The 20,250-nt window shown below is 69.2% G+C and carries 14 protein-coding genes and 1 pseudogene; 5 read left to right on the top strand and 10 right to left on the bottom strand.

The features are described from left to right. A partial coding sequence (locus tag ACWEOE_RS41250) for an integrase core domain-containing protein (protein ID WP_452019150.1) occupies positions 1-399 on the top strand: 399 nt, incomplete at its 5' end. Between the two features lie 745 nt (positions 400-1,144). On the opposite strand, the gene ACWEOE_RS41245 is transcribed toward ACWEOE_RS41250, so the two are convergent. The 6 genes from ACWEOE_RS41245 to serA all read right to left on the bottom strand — a co-directional run bounded on the left by ACWEOE_RS41245 (position 1,145) and on the right by serA (position 11,743). Beyond that, on the bottom strand, positions 1,145-1,918 hold the full coding sequence (locus ACWEOE_RS41245) for a fumarylacetoacetate hydrolase family protein (protein WP_452019148.1): 774 nt from the start codon (positions 1,916-1,918) through the stop codon (positions 1,145-1,147). A 296-nt stretch (positions 1,919-2,214) separates the two neighbouring features. Beyond that, positions 2,215-3,837 (bottom strand): citramalate synthase, encoded by a 1,623-nt coding sequence (gene cimA / locus ACWEOE_RS41240; RefSeq protein WP_452019146.1) that lies wholly within the window; start codon positions 3,835-3,837, stop codon positions 2,215-2,217. A gap of 96 nt (positions 3,838-3,933) precedes the next feature. Continuing rightward, positions 3,934-4,356, bottom strand: coding sequence for a hypothetical protein (locus tag ACWEOE_RS41235; protein ID WP_452019144.1), 423 nt, complete (start codon positions 4,354-4,356; stop codon positions 3,934-3,936). 844 nt (positions 4,357-5,200) lie between these two features. Next, positions 5,201-6,241, bottom strand: coding sequence for a 3-isopropylmalate dehydrogenase (locus tag ACWEOE_RS41230; RefSeq protein ID WP_452019142.1), 1,041 nt, complete (start codon positions 6,239-6,241; stop codon positions 5,201-5,203). A 291-nt stretch (positions 6,242-6,532) separates the two neighbouring features. Next, positions 6,533-9,874 (bottom strand): S8 family peptidase, encoded by a 3,342-nt coding sequence (locus ACWEOE_RS41225; RefSeq protein WP_452019140.1) that lies wholly within the window; start codon positions 9,872-9,874, stop codon positions 6,533-6,535. Between the two features lie 270 nt (positions 9,875-10,144). Continuing rightward, on the bottom strand, positions 10,145-11,743 hold the full coding sequence (gene serA / locus ACWEOE_RS41220) for a phosphoglycerate dehydrogenase (RefSeq protein WP_452019138.1): 1,599 nt from the start codon (positions 11,741-11,743) through the stop codon (positions 10,145-10,147). A gap of 1,561 nt (positions 11,744-13,304) precedes the next feature. Here serA and ACWEOE_RS41215 point away from each other — a divergent pair. Continuing rightward, complete coding sequence (locus ACWEOE_RS41215; protein WP_452019136.1) at positions 13,305-13,958, top strand: ankyrin repeat domain-containing protein; 654 nt, start codon at positions 13,305-13,307, stop codon at positions 13,956-13,958. A gap of 78 nt (positions 13,959-14,036) precedes the next feature. Further along, on the top strand, positions 14,037-14,987 hold the full coding sequence (locus ACWEOE_RS41210) for a nuclear transport factor 2 family protein (RefSeq protein ID WP_452019134.1): 951 nt from the start codon (positions 14,037-14,039) through the stop codon (positions 14,985-14,987). Here ACWEOE_RS41210 and ACWEOE_RS41205 read toward each other — a convergent pair. Further along, complete coding sequence (locus ACWEOE_RS41205) at positions 14,984-15,259, bottom strand: DUF397 domain-containing protein (protein ID WP_220237610.1); 276 nt, start codon at positions 15,257-15,259, stop codon at positions 14,984-14,986. The genes ACWEOE_RS41210 and ACWEOE_RS41205 overlap by 4 nt on opposite strands. Positions 15,260-15,384: 125 nt before the next feature. Here ACWEOE_RS41205 and ACWEOE_RS41200 point away from each other — a divergent pair. Next, positions 15,385-15,550: pseudogene (locus ACWEOE_RS41200) on the top strand (helix-turn-helix domain-containing protein); the annotation flags it as partial. A gap of 184 nt (positions 15,551-15,734) precedes the next feature. Here ACWEOE_RS41200 and ilvC read toward each other — a convergent pair. The 3 genes from ilvC to ACWEOE_RS41185 are packed head-to-tail and all read right to left on the bottom strand — an operon-like array spanning position 15,735 to position 19,204. Next, complete coding sequence (gene ilvC / locus ACWEOE_RS41195) at positions 15,735-16,748, bottom strand: ketol-acid reductoisomerase (protein WP_452019132.1); 1,014 nt, start codon at positions 16,746-16,748, stop codon at positions 15,735-15,737. Between the two features lie 51 nt (positions 16,749-16,799). Beyond that, positions 16,800-17,306 carry an acetolactate synthase small subunit gene (gene ilvN, locus ACWEOE_RS41190; protein ID WP_220237608.1) on the bottom strand — a complete coding sequence of 169 codons (507 nt, stop codon included), beginning with the start codon at positions 17,304-17,306 and terminating at the stop codon, positions 16,800-16,802. Then, positions 17,303-19,204 carry an acetolactate synthase large subunit gene (locus ACWEOE_RS41185; protein ID WP_452019130.1) on the bottom strand — a complete coding sequence of 634 codons (1,902 nt, stop codon included), beginning with the start codon at positions 19,202-19,204 and terminating at the stop codon, positions 17,303-17,305. Before ACWEOE_RS41185 ends, ilvN begins: the two co-directional genes overlap by 4 nt. A 333-nt stretch (positions 19,205-19,537) precedes the next feature. On the opposite strand from ACWEOE_RS41185, the gene ACWEOE_RS41180 reads away from it, so the two are divergent. Continuing rightward, a complete protein-coding gene (locus tag ACWEOE_RS41180) occupies positions 19,538-20,071 on the top strand; it encodes a PH domain-containing protein (protein ID WP_452019128.1) in 534 nt (177 codons plus the stop codon). The last annotated feature ends 179 nt before the right edge of the window (positions 20,072-20,250 follow it).

The following is a 20,250-nucleotide window of genomic DNA, read 5'->3' as shown; positions in this document are numbered from 1 at the left end:
GCCCTGCCCGACGAAACCGCCCGCACCGCGATCAGATTCGTCCACCGCGCCCGCGCGTTCTTCGCCGCCCACGGCATCACCCACATCCACCGCCTGGTCACCGACAACGGCCCCTGCTACCGCGCAGGCGACTTCGCCACCGTCCTCCGCGGAGCCCGCCATCAGCGGATCACGCCCTACACCCCACGCCACAACGGAAAAGTCGAGCGCTACAACCGGATCCTCGCCGAAGAATTCCTCTACGCCTCCGTCTGGACCAGCGAAGACCACCGCACCGCAGCCCTGGCCGTCTGGAACATCCACTACAACTACCATCGACCACACACTGCCGCCGGAGATCAGCCACCAGCGTCGAGGCTCCGCACCGGCGTCACGAACGTCATGGCCTCATACACCTAGCGGCAACACCGGCACGGCTCTCGTATCTCCACCGAGCCCATCGCCGACCGACCAACGGCGCGACCAACGTGTCGCCGACGAACGGCGAAACCGCCCGCGCCGGTCCAGCGACCTCAACCTCCGCCCGAGAAAGATTGAGGGCCGACCAGGTGTCGCCACTCAATGGCGAACGACGCGACCACCGTGTCGCCCCCGAGCGGCGAAGGCCGATTGGACCTGAGCCGGCGACCTCAACCCCCACCCCCAAAACACCGAGGCTCGCGATCCTCGCCACTCAGCGGCGAACCCCGCAACCACCGCCCCAGAACCGCGAAAGCCAACCCCGAGTCGAGGACCACAGTGGCCATCCCCGGAAGCCGGGGCCCCGGTCGTCGCCTCTCAGTGGCGCCCCCGGCAACCACCACGTCGCCCCAAAACCACGTAATCCAACCCGGGTCGGTGACCGCAGTCACCGACCCCCGAACACCGAGGCCCGCGATCATCGCCACTCAGCGGCAAACCCGCACCGCCCCACGACCGCGAAAACCAAACCCGAGTCGGGGACCACAGTCACCATCCCCGGAAAAGCGGGCCCGCAGTCGCCGCCACTCAGCGGCAAACCGCGCCACCACCATGTCGCTCCAAACCGCGAAAGCCGACCGAACCCCAGCCGGTGACCGTGGCCACGACCCCGGAAATCCAGAGGCCCACCGGCCGTCGCCACTCAGTGGCGAATGGCCGGTGGGCCTCGTCGAACCGAGTGTTGTCAGATGTCCTGGACCGGGTTGGTCAGGGTGCCGATACCTTCGATCGTGATCGAGACCGACTGCCCGTCGACGATCGGGCCGACGCCCTCGGGCGTGCCGGTGAGGATGATGTCGCCGGGCAGCAACGTCATGACGCCCGACACGAACTCGACCAGCTCCGGCACCTTGTGCACGAGGTCCGACGTGCGGCCGTCCTGCTTGACCTCGCCGTCGACCTCGCTTCGCAGCGCCAGGTCCGACGGGTCGATCGACGTCTCGATCCACGGGCCGAGCGGGCAGAACGTGTCGAAGCCCTTCGCACGGCCCCACTGGCCGTCGGACTTCTGGAGCTCGCGGGCGCTCACGTCGTTGGCCACGGTGTAGCCGAGGATCGCGCTCGCCGCTCGCTCGGCGGACACGTTCTTCACCGGTTGGCCGATGACGATCGCCAGCTCGCCCTCGAAGTCGATGCGACCGACGTCACGCGGGCGACGGATGGGCGCGTTCGGACCGATGATCGTGGTCGACGGCTTGATGAACAGCATCGGGGCCGCCGGCACCTCGTTGCCGAACTCGGCCGCGTGCTTCGCGTAGTTCCGGCCGACGGCGATGACCTTCGACGGCAGGATCGGCGCAAGCAGGCGGACGTCGGCGAGCGGCCACCGCTTGCCGGTGAAGTTCGGCTGGCCGAAGGGGTGTTCAGCGATCTCCAGGACCTGGGCGTCGTCGCCCTCGCCCTCGATCGAAGCGAACGCGACACCACCGCTGGGATGAGCAATTCGGGCTAGACGCACCTGGTCAGTCTACTTACGCCGCCGCTCCGACGCTCGCCCCCAGCACGAACGGGCCACTCGCGCCACGCCCTGCGCACAACGTGAGCAAAACGGCACGAGCGGCCCGTTCGTCCGCTTTCTCGCCGAAATCCTCGACTATCACGCCCTTGATGCGCCAATCTGGCAAGACACCTCGTCGACATCACCGCACAGACATCACCGCACAGCCATCACCGCACTGCCGTCTCCGCATTGCCGTCACCTCGAGGACGCCACCGCAGATCACCTGCGAGCCCAGGAAAGGAGCGAGCCCGAACTCAGCCGCGAGCCGTGAGGCTTTTGTGGACGAGCGCGTCACACATCGCCATCCAGCTCGCCTCCACGATGTTCCCATGCACACCGACGGTGGTCCATTCCCGCTCACCATCACTGGATTCGAGCAGGACACGGGTCACCGCGTGCGTGCCCGGATTGGACGGGAGGATCCGCACCTTGTAGTCGGACAGCTCCACCGTGTCCAACCAGGACAGGTGCGGGCTGAGCGCTTCCCTCAGGGCGGCGTCCATCGCGTGCACCGGCCCGTTGCCTTCGGCCGTGGCGATGACGCGGTGCCCGTTCACGTGGACCTTCACCGTCGCCTCCGAAACGACCTCACCGTCGGACCGGTGATCGAGGACGACGCGATAGGACTCCAGGCGGAACGGCGGCGCCACCGGCTCCTCACCGGAAACCTCCTCGACTTCACGGCGCAGCAACAACTCCAACGACGCATCAGCAGCCTCGAACGACCAACCCTCCGCTTCGAGGTCCTTCACCTTGCGCACCGCGTTCGTGAGCGCGTCGGGCCGGCCGGCAAGGTCGACCCCGAGCTCACGTCCCTTGAGCTCGAGGCTGGCCCTGCCGGCCATCTCCGTGACCAGTACCCGCATGCCGTTTCCGACGGAAGATGGATCGATGTGGTTGTACAGCAACGGATCCACCTTGATCGCGCTCGCGTGCAGCCCCGCCTTGTGGGCGAAGGCCGACGACCCGACGTAGGCCTGGTGGGTGTCGGGTGCGAGGTTCGCGATTTCGGCAAGCGCATGGGAGACGCGGGTGAGCTCGGCGGCACCTCCGGTCGGGAGAACCTCCATTCCGAGCTTCGTCACGAGGTTTCCCGTCACGGCGAACAGGTCGGCGTTGCCGGCCCGCTCGCCATAACCGTTGGCGGTGCACTGGACGTGCGTCGCGCCGGCCTGCACCGCGGCGACGGAGTTCGCCACGGCGCAGGAAGTGTCGTCCTGGCAATGGATTCCCAAGCGGAACCCGGTCCTGTCCTTGACCTCGCCCACGGTTTCCGCGAGGCCGAGCGGCAGCTGGCCGCCGTTGGTGTCGCAGAGCACGACGACGTCGGCGCCCGCGGTGGCACCGGCGTCGAGGACGCGCAGCGCGGTGTCGGGCGAGAAGGCGTACCCGTCGAAGAAGTGCTCGGCGTCGAGAAACACGCGCCGGCCCTCGCCGGTCAGGAACGCGACGGTGTCACGGACCATTTCGCACGCCTCGTCCACGTCGACGCGCAGCGCACGCTCGATGTGCCGCAGGTCGGATTTCGCCACCAAGGTGACCACGGGTGCCTCGGCGTCGAGCAGCGCGCGGACCTGCGGATCTTCCGACGCACGAGTGCCGGCCTTGCGCGTGGACCCGAACGCGACGAGCACGGCGTGCCTCAGTTCGAGCTCGCCCTTCGCCGCCCGCGCGAAGAACTCCGTGTCCTTCGGCAACGCGCCCGGCCAGCCGCCCTCGATGAAACCCACGCCGAGCTCGTCGAGCAGGCGGGCGACGGCGAGCTTGTCGGCAACGGAGTACGTGATGCCTTCGCGCTGGGCGCCGTCACGCAGGGTCGTGTCGTAGAGGTGGAAGGCGTCGCCGAGGGGCGTTTCGGCGGGCTCCGTGCGGGTCACGGTGTCTCCTTGTGGCGGGCAGAACCTGTTTCTGGCAACAAAAAAACCTCCCGCATGGGTGCGAGAGGTTGCGCGCCGGAAGCTCTTGTGAAGCGTCTATCCGGCGCGCTCGGCGATAATGATCGAGATGGCGGTCACGGTTTGCATGATGCCACAGCTCCGCCCGGCTTCCAAGCGCCGGGCGGAGCTTCCCAGTCTGTGAGAGCTGATCACCGGCTGTTTCACCGGCTGTTCTGCGCGGTCGCTGACGGCAAAAATCTTGCCGAGGTTGCGCAGGTCGCCGTACAGCGCCTCGAGCGGAGGCATGGTGTTGCGCTGCTTGCCGAGGCCGTTGAGGCAGGCTTCGGCGAGCTGGCCGCTCTGGAAGCAGAGCTGCGCCAACGTGTCGGGCATGAAGCCGGTGCTTTCGGAGAAACCGTAGTACCAGCCCCTGAACACCCGTTCGGGATCCGCGCCCTTCAGGACTTCCCGGTTGATCTTCTCGGCGAGCTGGGGCACCTTGGCGAAATCGCACGACATAGTCGGAAATCCGATCGTCGAGGCCAGGGGCGCACATCGACTTGGTCACGGTTTCCTTGGACTCGGGCCGGTCGAATGACGGCTGGAGTCGGCTGGGTCGCCGAGGTGCGTACCACGTCGGCCCGAGCAGGATGGGTCCGACGCGTCGGCGCTCCGGTGGCTCGAAACCGGAGTGCCGGCGTTCTTGCGCTCCCGGAGATTGGGCTCCACCAGGCGATTTGGGCCCTCGACGCTTTTCGCCACTGAGCGGCAACGGCCAAGGCGGCACGTCCGGAGCTCCGGCTGGCGAGCCGCGCTCCACGCTGTCGTTCCCGGCAGGCGACGAACTTACTGCGACTTCGTCGACCTACATGAGTTCGCCGCTGAGCGGCGACGCCGACCACGCCGGGGCGGAGTCATCGCGCGGGGGTTCGCCACTCATCGGCAACGCGCCGAGCGCGGGATTGCCGTTGGCCGCCGATGCCGCCGCGGCGGTTGCGCGCCAGCCGAAGCGGGGTCACGCGGCGAGGATTCGCCATTGAACGGCGACACCGGAGGCGAACCGGCAGAGGGGATTCGTCAGAGTCGGAAGTCGGAGAGTCCGGGCCGTCAGCAAAGGAGAGAACTTGACACCGAATGGACCCGATCTGTCCAGGGGTCCACACACGACGACGGCAGCCACGCCAAGACAAAAGAAGGGGATATCGACTCCCGTAAACCACGACGGGAGGGCCAAGGGTGATGCGGGAACCACCGCCGGTGTCAGGCCAGCCCGCGGTCCGATGGAGATGGACCGCGGGCCTACCGTTGCGAGTCAGCGCCGGAGTTCGACCGGTCTTCCACGGCGGCGTTCCGGGAAAGAACGTCAGCTCACAGAGCGCACGTTCGACGACACCAGCGCAGCGAGCCGGTCGCCGATGGCCTGGGTGGTGCCGGGCGACGCCTGGTCGCGCGTGGCGAGGTCGAAGGCCACGGACGCCTCGATGCGGCGCGCGGCCTCCTTGTGGCCCAGGTGGTCGAGCAGCAGCGACACCGAGAGCACCGCGGCCGTCGGGTCGGCGAGACCCTGGCCGGCGATGTCGGGAGCGCTCCCGTGGACCGGCTCGAACATGCTCGGGTTGCGGCGCGTGATGTCGAGGTTGCCGCTGGCCGCGAGGCCGATGCCACCGGTGACGGCGGCCGCCAGGTCGGTGATGATGTCGCCGAAGAGGTTGTCGGTGACGACCACGTCGAAGCGCGACGGGTCCGTGACCAGGTGGATCGTGGCGGCGTCGACGTGCGAGTACGCGACCGTGACGTCGGGGTGCTCGAGCGAGACCTCCTCGACGATCCGCGACCACAGCGACCCGGCGTACTCCAGCACGTTGGTCTTGTGCACCAGGGTGAGGTGCTTGCGCGGCCGCTCCTCGGCGCGGTTGAACGCGTCGGCGACGACGCGCCGGACGCCGAACGCCGTGTTGACGCTGACCTCCGTCGCGACCTCGTGCTCGGTGTCCTTGCGCAGCAGGCCACCGTTGTTGGTGTACGGCCCTTCAGTGCCTTCGCGCACCACGACCATGTCGACCTCGCCGGCGTCGGCCAGCGGGCCGCGCACGCCCGGGTACAGGCGCGCCGGGCGCAGGTTCACGTGGTGGTCGAGCTCGAAGCGCAGGCGCAGCAGCAGGCCGCGCTCGAGGATGCCGCTGGGCACCGTCGGGTCGCCGACCGCGCCGAGCAGGATCGCGTCGTGCTGACGCAGTTCGCCGAGCACCGATTCGGGGAGCAGTTCCCCGGTCGAGTGCCACCTCGCGGCACCGAGGTCGTAGTTCGTGATCTCCGCCGTCGGTGCTACTTCACCGAGCACCTTGAGCGCCTCGGAGACCACCTCGGGCCCGATCCCGTCACCTGGGATCACCGCGAGCCGCATCCACACACCTCCGTAGACCAGGCCACCGAACGCACCGATGGCCCATCCGCAAGAAAACGCCAGCAGCGGAAGGTTACCGGCCGTAGACAAGACGCCGTAGCCGCACCACCCTTATGCCGCATCCTCCCGCAGGGTGAGACACCTGAACGGGTGAAAGACAAAGGGGGCTTCCCGGGTCCGAACGACCCGGAAAGCCCCTAACGCGCCATTCGGGGAAGCTGACCAGCCACTTCAGGCCTTCCCTGATCGGAGGACCCCGTCACCCCGCCTGGGCGGGTGACGGAGCCGGCCTCACGGCCGCGTCACCGCCGACTCGATCCGCACGACGGCCGCGCGCGAGCCGGCCGCGTTGTGGTGCTCGATCGCCAGCAGGCCCTTCGCCTTGTCACCGGCGACGGCGGCCGCGTTGCGGTTGACCACGAGCTGGGTGCCGGGCTTCGCGACGTAGCCGAGGGCCGCGTCACCGCCGCCCTGCACCGAGAACGCCGGCGCCAGAGCGTCGAACGACAGCGGCGTGCCGACGAAGTCGATCAGCCCGTCGGTGGTGCCCGGCGCGACGTAGAAGCCCGCCGTGCCGACGGTGTAGCTGATCCGGTGCGACGCCTCGGTCGGGTCGATCCCCAGCGCGGCGATGCTGACCGGCAGCACGACGACGTTCGTGTCGAACACGTTGGTGTCCACGTCGCCGAGCTGACCGTTGACGGCCTGCAGGTCCACCGTCGGGTTGCCCGGCTGCGTCAGCGACACCGTGGCGGCCAGCAGCACGTCGGTGCCTGTGGCCTTCGTCACGAAGGTCTCGAAGTCCGGCTTGCCGTCGCCTGTCGTGTCGAAGTCGACGAACGGGATCGTGTTGCTGCCCAGGTTCGCGAAGTCGCCCCAGGTCGTGAGGCCGAACGCGAGCATGGCGTTCTCCGGTTCGCCCTGCGCCTTGGCGAGCGGAGCCGTCGAGGCCGCGCCGATGTAGCGCAGGTCGCCGCCCTTGGCGGTGCCGTTGAGTGTGCAGTCGGTCGAGACGCCCTCGCCGCACTCCGGCATCTGCGGCGATTCGGCCTGCAGCTCCAGGACGCTGATCAGCGAGCGGTACCGCTGCGCGCCGGTGCCCTGGTCGACGCCCTTGCCACCGAGGTTCAGCACGGCCTGGTTCTGGTTCCCGCCGAACCGCACGCCGGCCGGCGTCGTCACGGACGAGACCGGCTTCGGCGCCGAGTACACGGCCACCCGCAGCGGCACGGTCGCACCGTTCTTCGGCGTGAACGCCACCCGGCCCGAAGCGTCGGCCACGAACTGGCGGGCGAGCCCGGCCTGCGTGGCCTCCATGGTCGGGTCCATGACCTTGCGCAGCGCCTTCGGGTCGGTGATCTTGAGCGTCACCTTCACCTTCGCGGCCCCGCGCGGGTTGAGCTTCACCGTGTTCTTGTCCACTGTGTACTGCACGCCGGGCAGCGAGTTCACGGCCTCGTACGCCACCGAGTACTCGGCCGGCGTGACACCCTTGTTGACGACCTTGATCGTCTTCGAGAGCGTGACCGGTCCCGCTACCTCGACGGTGCCGAACGTGACGCTCACGGCACCCGGGTCGTCCTCCACGTAGGCGAGGACCTGGTTGTCCAGCGCGGCCTTCGCGTCGATGCGACCGGTCCCGACGCGCTGCGGCGCGTAGGTGTGTCCGGCGCCGTCGGTGATGTCGTGCGCGGCCGAGCCCACGACGTCGGCCTTGACCTCCTCGACGTTCCAGTCGGGGTGGGTCTGGCGGACCAGCGCCGTGATGCCCGCGGTGTGCGGGGTGGCCATCGACGTGCCCGAGATCGACAGCCGGCCGTTGCCGCTGCCCCGGAACGCCGACGTGATCGTGTCACCGGGCGCCGTGACGTCCGGCTTCACCGACGGGCCACGGCCACCGCGCGAGGTGAACGAGCTCGGGGTGTCCACAATGGTCTTGTCGGTCGTCTGCAGGCTCGCCCGCCCGGCGCCGAAGAAGCGGACCGAGAGCGTGCCGGCGGTCAGGTCCGGACGCACGGCCGTGGTGGCCTTGCCGGTGAGCTGGAACATCGGCACGCCCGCGTTGCCCGCGATCCCGGCGGCCGGGTGCTCCAAAGTGGACGACAGCAGCACTCCCTTGGCGCCCGCGGCCTGCGCGTTGTTGGCGCGCGCGGCGGAACCGCAGGCGCGGGTGGAGTCGTTGTCGTCCCACTCCAGCCACGCGATCTTGCCCGCGACCTTGGCCTTGTCCTCGGCGGAGAAGGCGGCGCAGCCCGCGTTGTTGGCCGCGGAGAGCGGCACGACGGGCGCGGTGAGGTCGAGCGTGTCGTAGCCGGTGTAGTCCTGGCTGTACTGGCCCGGCTGCTGCCCCGGGTTCGGAGCCGTCACGTCGAGGGCGTCCTTCAGCTCGCCGGCGTCGCGGCTGCTGGCGACGGTGAGGGCCTCGGGCGTGTTGCCCGGCGAACCCGCGACGTCGTTGAGGTCGCCGCCGTTGCCCGCCGCGAGGACCGGCAGGACGCCGTTCTGGGCGAGCTTGCGCACGAACAGCGAGTCGGGGTCGTCCGGCGCGCCGAAGTCGCTGCCCAGCGACAGGTTGACGATGTCGAGGTGGTCGGTGAAGTCACCGTCGCCGTCGGGGTCGAGCGCCCAGTCCAGCGCCTGCGAAGTGATGTTCGTGGAGCCGGTGCAGCCGAACACCTTGATCGCGTAGAGCAGGGCCTTGGGCGCGGTGCCCGGGCCGATGCGCATGGCGTCGAGCTGCTTCTTGTTCAGCTTCTTGTAGTTGCCGGTGAACGTGGTGCCGTCGGCGTTCACGCCGAAGCCCGCGATCGTGCCGGCCACGTGCGTGCCGTGCTCGCCGCACGCGATGGGGTTGGGGTCCGGCTTCGGCGTCGGCGAGCCGGTCTTGCCCTCGGCGTCGTAGTCGTCACCGGCGAGGTCTGTGCCGCCCACGACCTTGGCGCTCGGGAACAGCGGCGACGGCTTGGCCCGGTCCACCGCCTGGTAGGCCGCCGGCGTGCCGGGGCCGCCGAAGTCGGCGTGGGTGTAGTCGATGCCGTCGTCGATCACGCCGACGCGGATGCCGTCACCGAACTTGCCGGTCTGCTGCCAGCTGGCGAGCGTGTTGGTGAGCTGCTCGGCGCTGGCGTTGTTCTTCGTCTTCGGCACGACCGTGCGCACCGAAACGACGTCGGGACGCTTGGCGAGCTCGCGGATCTTCGCCGCGTCGGCGGTGACGACGGCGCCCGCGACGGCGTTCGACGTCTGCGTGACCAGCTGTGTGCCCGTGTCGGCCTTCTTGAGCTGCCCGACGACCGCGTTGACGGTCGCGGCGACGTCGGCCTTCGCGGCGCGCGCGGCCTGCTTGGCCTTCTCCTTGCCGGCGCCCTTGCCCTGTTCGGCGTTGAACGCGTCGACGGCCGGCTTCTTCGCCAGCTCCACGAACGCGGTGATCTTGCCCCGCGCGGCGTCGAGCCGCGGCGAGATCTTGCCCTGCAACCCCGCGGCGGCGACCTTGGCCGGCGCGACCGGGTCGGCGAGCGGCGTCGTCTGGGCCGACGCGCCCGACGCTGTCGTGACGCCCACGGCCAGCACCGCCGCGGCGACGGCGGCCGTCGAACGCGCAGCCCACCCCGGCAACCGGGATCTGCTCATGAGTACCCAACCCCTTCGTTGGAGGCCTGGATCGCGAACCTGCCTGGTGCTCCCGACACCACCCCCGACAGGTGGGCACCGGCGCCGCACCGTGCTCTCACGGCGCGTGGTTCTGCCTCGCGGCACAGAACCTAGCTGCCCGAAACACCTACTTTCGTGGCGAAAATGCGCCGTTATGCGAATGTTGCCAGTCTGGGCGTTCCCGAAAGACGAAAAGCCCCTTCCCCCGCCACTCGGACAGGGAAAGGGGCTTTCGGAAAACGCGCGGAACTAGTTGAAGTCCACCGAACGGATGGTGTGCGCACCCACGGTGGCGCCGATCGGCTCAAGCACGTTGCCGTCCACGTGCCGGTCGACGCGCAGCAGCATCACGGCGTCGGAACCTTCGGTGGTCTGGCTGATCTGCGCGGCCTCGATGTTGATGCCGGCCTCGCCGAGCAGTGTGCCGACGCGGCCCATCACGCCCGGGCGGTCCGGGTACTCGAGCAGCAGCACGTGGCCCTCGGCACGCAGGTCGAAGTGGCGGCCGTTGACCTCGACGATCTTCTCGACCTCGTCCTTGCCGGTCACCGAACCGGAGACGGTGAGCGCGGTGCCGTCCGCGTGGACCGCGCGCACCGTGACCAGGCTGCGGAACTTCGGGCTCTCGGTCTCGGTGACGAGGTCGACCTGCACACCCAGCTCTTCGGCGAGCCGCGGCGCGTTGACGAACGTGACCTGGTCGTCGACCACGCCGGCGAACACCCCGCGCAGCGCCGCGAGCTGCAGCACCGAAGTGTCCTCACTGGACAGCTCGCCCTTGACCTCGACGGTCACCGACGTCGGCGCCTTCGGGCTCAGCGCCGTGAGCACCTCGCCGAGCTTCTGCGTGAGCGACAGGTACGGCCGCACGTCCTCGCCGACGGCGCCGCCGCCCGACACGTTCACGGCGTCCGGCACGAAGTCGCCGCGCAGGGCCAGCAGCACGGAACGGGCGACGTCGGTGCCCGCGCGGTCCTGCGCCTCACTCGTCGACGCGCCGAGGTGCGGGGTGACGACCACGTTGGGCAGCTCGAACAGCGGGCTCGCGGTGGTGGGCTCGGTGACGAACACGTCGATGCCCGCGCCGCCGACGTGGCCGCTGCGGATCGCGTCTGCCAGCGCCTCCTCGACGATCAGGCCACCGCGTGCGGCGTTGACGATGATCACGCCCGGCTTGGTCTTCTTCAGCGCCTCGGCGTCGATGAGGCCCTTGGTCTCCGGCGTTTTCGGCAGGTGGATGGAGATCGCGTCGGCGCGCTGCAGCAGCTCGTCGAGCGGCACGAGCTCGATGCCGAGCTGCGCGGCGCGGGCGGCCGAGACGTAGGGATCGTAGGCGATCAGCTTGGTGCCGAACGCGGCGAGGCGCTGGCTGAACAGCTGGCCGATCTTGCCGAGGCCGACGACACCGATGGTCTTGCCGTTCAGCTCGACACCCGAGAACGAGCTGCGCTTCCACTCGCCGCCCCGCAGGCTCTGGTCGGCGGCCGGCACGCGGCGGGCGACCGCCAGCAGCAGCGCCACGGCGTGCTCGGCGGCGGACACGATGTTCGACGTCGGGGCGTTGACCACCAGCACGCCACGCTCGGTGGCGGCGGGCACCTCGACGTTGTCCAGCCCGACGCCGGCGCGGGCGACGACCTTCAGCTGGGTCGTGTGGTCAAGCACCTCGGCGTCGACCTTCGTGGCGGATCGCACCAGGAGCGCGTCGGCACTCTTCACCGCCTCGAACAGCGCGGGACGGTCCGTGCCGTCCACATGCCGGACCTCTACCTCGTCACCGAACACACTCAGCACGGAAGGCGCGAGCTTCTCCGTGATGAGGACGACGGGTTTGCTGGGCTTGGTCACGATGCGGCTCCCACTATCTGGTCACGAAATCGAGGACGCTCTCCTGCGGCGCACGCCGTTGTGCCCGGATGGGCGGGAGTTTAGCCCGGTTGGGGGCCCGGGTGCTGCCCGCGTTGTTAACTCGCTCGTAATCCGGCGAAAACTTGGTCGCCGGGCCGGTCAGGGTGGTCGTGATCCGGAGTGGGTCCCGGGGATGGGGAATGGGTTTGCGGCAAGGAAAACGGGGCCGGCGCGGCTTCCGTGAGCGTGGGCGGTGCGGTGTTTTGTGCGTTCCACGGTGTGGGATGGGGTGAGGTGGGGCGGTTGGGGTGATTGGGACGAAAGGGGACGAATTGCTCCGTGGTGGTGCTTTGGTGGGTGATGTCCGGGGTTCATCGTTCAGGGGTCGTAGCGCGGCTGGCGAACGGAGCTTCGCGACCTACCTCGGCCTCGCGGGGTGACGAAGTGTGGGTGACGGGACCGTTCACGACGTGCCGGCTCGGGCAGCCGCAGGCGAAGGTAGCTTCACGACCGCCGCGATGTCGCAGTGTCACGAGTTGTCGACCGGTAGACCGTTCACGACGCTGGGCATCCCGGAATCCCGAGCGAAGGGACGTTCACGACCTCCAGGACGCCGCTGAGTGACGAGTCGTAGGTGAAGGGGCCTTCATCCTTCCTCGTCCCGGGACCGGCGGCAGACACAAAGGATCCGTGCCGTCGCCGTTGAGCGGCGAAAGCGGGCTGCCCAGGCGGTACAGTGACTGCGCGCGGTGAGGGCCGCGTCCTGTCCGCGGAAAGGGCTGAGCCCACCCCCGAAGCGAGTGCGTTGTGCGCGCCTTCTTCCCTGCCCGGTGCCGGCGGACCACGGGCGAACCGAGGGAAGGAAGGACTCCCCCATGGCCGCATTGCCCGCCAAACCCGATCTCGCCCAGCTGCGCAAACGCGCGAAGGAGCTGGCGCGGGCCGAGTCGATCAAGTTGTCCGAGGCGCAGTTCCGCGTGGCGCGCGGGCACGGGTTCCCGAGCTGGCCGAAGCTGCAGGCGTACGTGCGGCGCGTCGTCGATGGCGGGCCGAGTCTGCAGCACGCCTACCACGCCGACGCCGAGTACTACCGCGAACGTGCCCTCGGCCTGCTCGCGTCCGCCGAGGACGGGACGGCCGGGGCGCGCGAGGCGTTCGAGCGGCACGATCAGCCGTTGACGCGCGACGGCGCGCGCACGGTCGTCGCGAAGGAGCACGGGTTCGGGTCGTGGCGGGGGCTGCGCCAGCACGTCGCGGCGTTGCCGGAGAGTGGCGAACCGTTCGCGCGGGCGTTTCGCCTCCTGGAGGCGAGGGACGTCGACGGGCTGGCAGCCGTGGTCGACGAGTTTCCCGGGCTCGTCCACGCGCGCGGCACCAACGGCAACGACCTGCTCGGCATGGCCGGCGCCACCTGCGACGAACGCCTGACGCGCGTCCTGCTCGAACACGGCGCCGACCCCGCGCGGGGCAACGCCCACGGCTGGACGCCGTTGCACCAGGCCGCCTACAGCAACCTGCCGCGCTCGCCGGCCTGCTGCTGGACGCCGGCGCACCGCTCGACGTGTCGGCGCGCGGCGACGGCGGGACTCCGTTGGTGGTCGCGTTGTTCTGGGGGAACCGGGCCGTCGCCGAAAAACTGGCGACGCGCGAGCGGTCCCCTCGCAACCTGCGCGTCGCAGCGGGTATCGGAGACGGGGAGCTGCTCGACGAGCTCATCCGTCCGAACGGGACACTCGCACCACAGGCGGGCACACACCGTGAGTTCTACCGGCCCCACAGCGGATTCCCGTCGTGGCGCCCCAGCGGCGATCCGGCCGAGATCCGCGACGAAGCCCTCAGCTGGGCCGCGCGCAACGACCGCACCGACGCCCTGCGCACACTCGCCGCGCGCGGGGCGGACCTCGACGCCGACGTCTACCGCGGCACCGCCCTCACGTGGGCGGCCGCGCAGGGCAAGGTGGCGGCCGTGCAGACGTTGCTGGAGCTGGGCGCGGACGTGAACCGCGTCGGGACGTTCGGCGGACCGCGCCACGGCGTCGGGATCACGGCGCTGCACCTCGCCACGCAGAACAACCGGCTCGACGTGATCGAGGTGCTCCTCGCGGCCGGTGCCGACCTCGACGCGCGCGACGGCCTGTGGAACTCCACCCCCGAGGGCTGGGCCGACGCGTGCGACAGCCCCGACGCGCGCGATCTGCTGGCGAAAGCCCGGTAGACAAGCGGAGTTCGTAGTCCGTATCGTGGCCGCCACGAGACGGACTACAGACTCCGTTTCATCACTGGGAGGACACTGATGACCACACCGCGCGACGTCTTCGTCCGGCTCGCCGAGGGCATCACCGAAGGCCGGTTCGGCGAGCTTTCGCCGCTCTACGCCGAGGACACCGTCGTCGAGCACCCCACCGCGGTCCCACGGCCCGGCCGGCTCGCGGGGCGGGCGGCGGTGCACGAGCGCTTCATGGGCGGTCTGGCCGGGACGCTCCGGCTCACGCAGACGGACCTCGTCGTCCACGAGACGACGGATCCGGAGGTGATCGTCGCCGAATACCGGTACACGGTGGAATCGACGCGCACCGGTAAATCGGTCGAGACGGACAACATCCAGGTGCTGCGCGTACGCGACGGGCTGATCGTCCACAGCCGCGACTACCACGATTACCTGCTGATGGCCGCCGTCCAGGACACGGCGGCGGGTCTGGCCGACGCATACGCCCAGGCGCCGGCGTACGAACCCGGCCCCGTCGCCCAGCGGCCGGCGCGGCTCGCCGATCGCGAGAGCCCGCTGGGGGTGTTCCAACGGCTGTGCTTCGGCGTCTCCGACCAGCGTTGGGCCGAGCTGCCGGATCTCTACGCGGAGCAGACCGACGTCCGCCACCCGTTCCTGCCGGGCGGGCCCGTGCTGAAGTCCCGCGAAGACCTGCGCACGCACTTCGCGCTGGCCGGGGCGCTCGGCATCCGCATGCAGGCCACCGACCTCGTGACCCACCAGAGCACCGATCCCGAAGTGCTCATCGGCGAATTCGCCTACGAGGGGCAACTGGGCGACGTGCCGTTCCGCGTCAACAACATCTTTGTGCTGCGGGTGCGCGACGGCCTGATCGCCGAGTCCCGCGACTACGGCGACCACCCGGCGCTGGCCGCGGCGGCGAGCAGGCTGCCCGAGCTGATCACAGCCGTGTCGGAGCCGCGAATTCAGCCGCCGAGCGACCACACGCCCAAGAGCGGCCGAGCCAGGAGGTGCTAAGCCTCGAGGTCTTCCGGGAGGTCGAACTCGCCGTCTCGAACGCCCTTCACGAACGCGTCCCACTCCGACGGCGTGAACACGAGCACCACGCCGTCCGGCTTGGACGACTGCCGCATCGCGACGTACGTGACGCCGTCGGTGTGCGGCACGAAGGCGTACTCCACGCAGTCCTCGAGCGTGACCCCCTCCGGCTCGGCGCGGATCCATGGGGCGTCGGTGAGGTCCAGCTCGTGCCGGATGTGCGCCTTGTCGTCGACGGGCTGATCACTCATGGCACCAGCCTATCGACCCACCGCCACCGCCCTCGCCACTGAATGGCGAAAACCCCGGAAAGGCCCCCTCACCTGCAGCTTGGGTTCTAGGAGTCGTCGCAACACCCCGGTGGTACTTGCGCGTGGACGACCGGATCCACATTGCTGACCGGTTGCGGGAGAAGGCGACGATCCGGCAAATCGCCGCCGAGTTGGGTCGGAGCCCGTCCACGGTCAGCCACCCCGGCAGCGGTCAGTACCGGCCGCACGCCGCGCAGGCCCGTTCCGACGCCCGCCCGGCCGCGCCCCAAGGCGCAAGATCGCGGTGATACTGCGACGGGAGCACCCCGACCGCCCACGCAAAACGCTCGGCTGGGACACCCCAGCCGAGCGTTTTGCCAAACTCCTGGCCGAAACCAGTTGATCACTTGTGTTGCAACGACCCCTCGAATCCGCCAAGGGTGAGGGGGCCTTTCCGGGGGTCAAGCAGAGACGATCAGGCGGTCTCGGTGATCGGCCGGTCGACCCACGACATGAGGGCACGCAGCTTCTTGCCGGTCTCCTCGATCGGGTGCTTCTCGCCCTGCTCCTCGAGCTTGAGGAAGTTGGGGCGCCCGGCCTCGTCCTCGGCCACCCACTCGCGAGCGAAGGTGCCGTCCTGGATCTCGCCCAGGATCTTCTGCATTTCCTGCTTCACGGCCGGCGAGATCACGCGCGGGCCGCGGGTGAGGTCGCCGTACTCGGCCGTGTCGGAGATCGAGTAGCGCTGACGGGCGATGCCGCCCTCGTACATGAGGTCGACGATGAGCTTGAGCTCGTGCAGCACCTCGAAGTAGGCGATCTCCGGGGCGTAACCGGCCTCGGTCAGCACCTCGAAGCCCGTCTGCACCAGCGCCGACGCGCCACCGCAGAGCACAGCCTGCTCGCCGAAGAGGTCGGTCTCGGTCTCCTCGGTGAAGGTCGTCTTGATGACGCCCGCGCGCGCACCACCGATGGCGGCAGCGTACGACAGGGCCAGCGCCTGGGCGCCACCGGTCGCGTCCTGCTCCACCGCGATCAGGCAGGGCACGCCCTTGCCGTCCACGAACTGGCGACGGACGAGGTGGCCCGGGCCCTTCGGGGCGACCATGGCGACGTCGACGTTCGCCGGCGGCTTGATCAGGTCGTAGCGGATGTTGAAGCCGTGGCCGAAGAAGATCGCGTCGCCGTCCTTCAGGTTCGGCGCGATGTCGTCGGCGTAGATGAAGCGCTGCTTCGTGTCCGGCGCGAGGATCATGATGAGGTCGGCTTCGGCCGCGGCCTCGGCGACGTTCAGCACGCGCAGGCCCTGCTCCTCGGCCTTCGCCCGCGACTTCGACCCCTCCGGCAGGCCGATGCGGACGTCGACACCGGAGTCGCGCAGGCTCAGCGAGTGGGCGTGGCCCTGGCTGCCGTAGCCGATCACGGCGACCTTGCGACCCTGGATGATCGAAAGGTCCGCGTCGTCGTCGTAGAAGATTTCCACTGCCATGGGGGTACTGCTTCCTTTCGGGTTACTGCTGAAGAATCGACTGCTGGTGAATCAGCGGGGCGAGGTGGCGGTGATCGAGCGGGCCCCGCGACCCACCGCGACCATGCCGGACTGCACGAGCTCTCGGATGCCGTACGGCTCGAGCATGCGCAAAAGTGCGCCGATCTTGTCCGAAGTCCCGGTCGCCTCGACGGTGAGCGCCTCCGGGGACACGTCCACCACCTTTGCCCGGAAGAGCTGGACGGTCTCGAGGACCTGGCTGCGCACGGTGGCGTCGGCCCGGACCTTCACGAGCAGCAGTTCGCGCTGCACCGCGGAGGACTGTTCCAGCTCCACGATCTTGATCACGTTGACCAGCTTGTTGAGCTGTTTGGTCACCTGTTCGAGCGGTAGCTCTTCAACGGCGACCACGATCGTCATGCGGGACACCTCGGGATTTTCCGTAGGGCCCACGGCGAGGGACTCGATGTTGAATCCGCGGCGGGAGAACAGGCCCGACACCCGGGCGAGCACGCCAGGCTTGTTCTCGACCAGCACGCTCAACGTGTGGACGGTCATCGGCCTTCTCCTTCCGCGGCGGCTTCGGCGGCTTCGAGGGTCTCGACCGCTTCCTGCGAAACCTCGTCATCGTCGAACAGCGGCCGGATGCCGCGGACGGCCATGATCTCGTCGTTGCCGGTGCCCGCGGCCACCATCGGCCACACCTGGGCATCCTTCCCCACGACGAAATCGATCACGACGGGGCGGTCGTTGATCTCCATCGCGCGGCGGATCGTCGCGTCGACGTCCTCCTTGGTCTCACAGCGCAGCCCGGCGCAGCCGAGGGCCTCGGCCAGCAGCGTGAAGTCGGGGATGCGGTGCTTGTGGGTACCGAGGTCGCTGTTGGAGTACCGCTCCGAGTAGAACAGGTTCTGCCATTGCCGGATCATGCCGAGGTTGCCGTTGTTGATCACGGCGACCTTGATCGGCGCGCCCTCGATGGCGCACGTGGCGAGCTCCTGGTTGGTCATCTGGAAGCAGCCGTCGCCGTCGATCGCCCACACCTGCTGCTCCGGCAGGCCGAACTGCGCACCCATGGCCGCCGGAACGGCGAAACCCATGGTGCCGAGGCCACCGGAGTTGATCCACGTACGCGGCTTCTCATACTTCACGAACTGCGCGGCCCACATCTGGTGCTGGCCGACGCCCGCGGTGAAGACCGCGTCGGGACCGGCCAGCTCGCCGATGCGCTCGATGACGTACTGCGGCGACAGCGAGCCGTCGTCGGGCCACTCGTAGCCGGCCGGGTAGGTGTCGCGCCACGAGTCGACCTGCGTCCACCAGTCGGTGAGGTCGGGGCGGCCGTGCTCGAACTCAGCCTTCACGGCGGCGATCAGCTCGCCGATGATCTCGTTGCAGTCGCCCACGATCGGCACGTCGGCCTTGCGGTTCTTCGAGATCTCGGCCGGGTCGATGTCGGCGTGGATCACCTTCGCGTCGGGCGCGAACGACGACGTCGCGCCGGTGACGCGGTCGTCGAACCGGGCACCGAGCGCGATCAGCAGGTCGGACCGCTGCATCGACGCCACCGCGGCGACGGACCCGTGCATGCCGGGCATGCCGACGTGCTGGCGGTGCGAGTCGGGGAACGCGCCGCGCGCCATCAGGGTGGTGGCGACCGGGATGCCGGTCAGCTCGGCCAGCTCCAGCAGCTGCGCGGACGCCTCGGCCTTGATCACGCCGCCGCCGACGTAGAGGACCGGCCGGCGCGCGTTCGCGATCAGCTTCGCGGCTTCGCGCACCTGCTTTCCGTGGGGCCGCAGCGTCGGGCGGTACCCGGGCAGCCGCATCTCGGGCGGCCAGGAGAACGAGGTCATCTCCTGCAGCACGTCCTTGGGGATGTCCACCAGCACGGGGCCGGGTCGGCCCGTCGACGCCAGGTGGAACGCCTCGGCGATGGTCCGGGGGATCTCCGCCGGGTCCGTGACGAGGAAGTTGTGCTTGGTGATCGGCATCGTGATGCCGCAGATGTCGGCTTCCTGGAACGCGTCGGTGCCGATGAGCGCGCGCGTCTGTTGCCCCGTGATGGCGACGACCGGCACGGAGTCCATGTTGGCGTCGGCCAGCGGGGTGACGAGGTTCGTGGCGCCCGGGCCCGACGTCGCCATGCAGACGCCGACCTTGCCGGTCGCCTGGGCATAGCCGGTGGCGGCGTGGCCGGCGCCCTGCTCGTGGCGGACGAGGACGTGGCGGACCTTCGTGGAATCGAGCAGGGGGTCGTACGCCGGGAGGATGGTGCCCCCGGGAATGCCGAAGACGACCTCGGCGCCGACGGCCTCGAGCGAGCGGACGAGCGACTGCGCGCCCGTGACCCTTACCGGGGTTCCCGCCGGCGGCGCCGGCTTCGGACGTGCTCCTGGGACACCGGGCGCGGTCGGCCCGGGCTTCGCGTCGCTGCGCGACGTGGCACTGGTCATCGGTTCTGCCTCGTGGGTTCTCGGTGTCACTCGTTCGGGTTGTCTGTGGCCGTGCAGCCGGTCGGAAACCGGTTCTACGCAACAAAAAACCCCCGCCGACCGTAAGGTCGTACGAGGGTCGCGCGTCGACGCAGCGGACTCTTCCTAAGCGTCGACGCGCTGAGGAAGTACGAGGCCGGTCTGCGTTGTCACGGCGGTGACGTTAGTCCGGCGTCCGCGCGAGTGTCAACTCTGCGGGACGGCGGTTCCGCATGGTGGACCGCCAGTACTGCTCTGCCGGCGGCCCCGCCACCCGGGCGCAGGCGCGCGGACGACGCGGTGCACCATTCATTGGTGGCCGAAAAAGAGCAGGACCAGCGCGCGGAAGAAGGCCGGACGGCCGTGTTCAAGATCCCCAGCACGGCGTACATGGCGATCGCGCTCCTGACCGTGTGTGTGACACCGATCGCACTCGGGGAGATCAACGGGCTGCAGTGGCTGTACATCTTCCCGATCGCGCTCCTCGTCTTCGTCATCCGCACCCGGACCGTCGCGACGCGCGAGGGCTTGGCCGTGCGGACGGTGTTCGGCAAGCGCGACCTGCCCTGGTCGGCGCTGAAGGGCCTCGCGATCACCGGCAAAGCGCGCGTGCGTGCCGTACTGGGCGACGACACGCAGGTCACGTTGCCCACAGTGAGGACGCGCCACCTTCCGGTGCTCGCGCTCGTGAGCGAGGGGAAGATCAAGGACCCTTCGGGCGTGCTGAGTGACGACGACCTCAAGCCGGGTGAAAAAGCCACCGCGAAGCCGTCGGAGAAGGTCCAGGACCAGTCTTCGGAGGCAACTCCCGCCGAGACCGGCGGTTCCCCGGCCGAACCCAGCGAGTAGAATTGGTAGGACCAGTTTGCGGAGCGGTCCCGTGACTCCGCCTGGACCAGCCTTCTGACCTGGGAGAATGCCGTGCCGCACCTCCGTTCCCGGACCACCACCCACGGCCGCAACGCGGCGGGCGCGCGCTCGCTCTGGCGCGCGACCGGGATGACCGACAGCGACTTCGGCAAGCCGAT

This window comes from Amycolatopsis sp. NPDC004368 (assembly GCF_053602515.1).
Note: the sequence above shows the minus strand (reverse complement) of the source record. Positions and strands in the feature narration are given on the sequence as shown.

What these genes read in the sequence shown, in the direction of transcription:
- ACWEOE_RS41235 (WP_452019144.1), bottom strand. Translation starts at nt 4,356, where the DNA reads ATGTCGTGCGATTTCGCCAAGGTGCCCCAGCTCGCCGAGAAGATCAAC.
- ACWEOE_RS41230 (WP_452019142.1), bottom strand. Translation starts at nt 6,241, where the DNA reads ATGCGGCTCGCGGTGATCCCAGGTGACGGGATCGGGCCCGAGGTGGTC.
- ACWEOE_RS41225 (WP_452019140.1), bottom strand. Translation starts at nt 9,874, where the DNA reads ATGAGCAGATCCCGGTTGCCGGGGTGGGCTGCGCGTTCGACGGCCGCC.
- ACWEOE_RS41210 (WP_452019134.1), top strand. Translation starts at nt 14,037, where the DNA reads ATGACCACACCGCGCGACGTCTTCGTCCGGCTCGCCGAGGGCATCACC.
- ACWEOE_RS41205 (WP_220237610.1), bottom strand. Translation starts at nt 15,259, where the DNA reads ATGAGTGATCAGCCCGTCGACGACAAGGCGCACATCCGGCACGAGCTG.
- ilvC (WP_452019132.1), bottom strand. Translation starts at nt 16,748, where the DNA reads ATGGCAGTGGAAATCTTCTACGACGACGACGCGGACCTTTCGATCATC.
- ilvN (WP_220237608.1), bottom strand. Translation starts at nt 17,306, where the DNA reads ATGACCGTCCACACGTTGAGCGTGCTGGTCGAGAACAAGCCTGGCGTG.
- ACWEOE_RS41185 (WP_452019130.1), bottom strand. Translation starts at nt 19,204, where the DNA reads ATGACCAGTGCCACGTCGCGCAGCGACGCGAAGCCCGGGCCGACCGCG.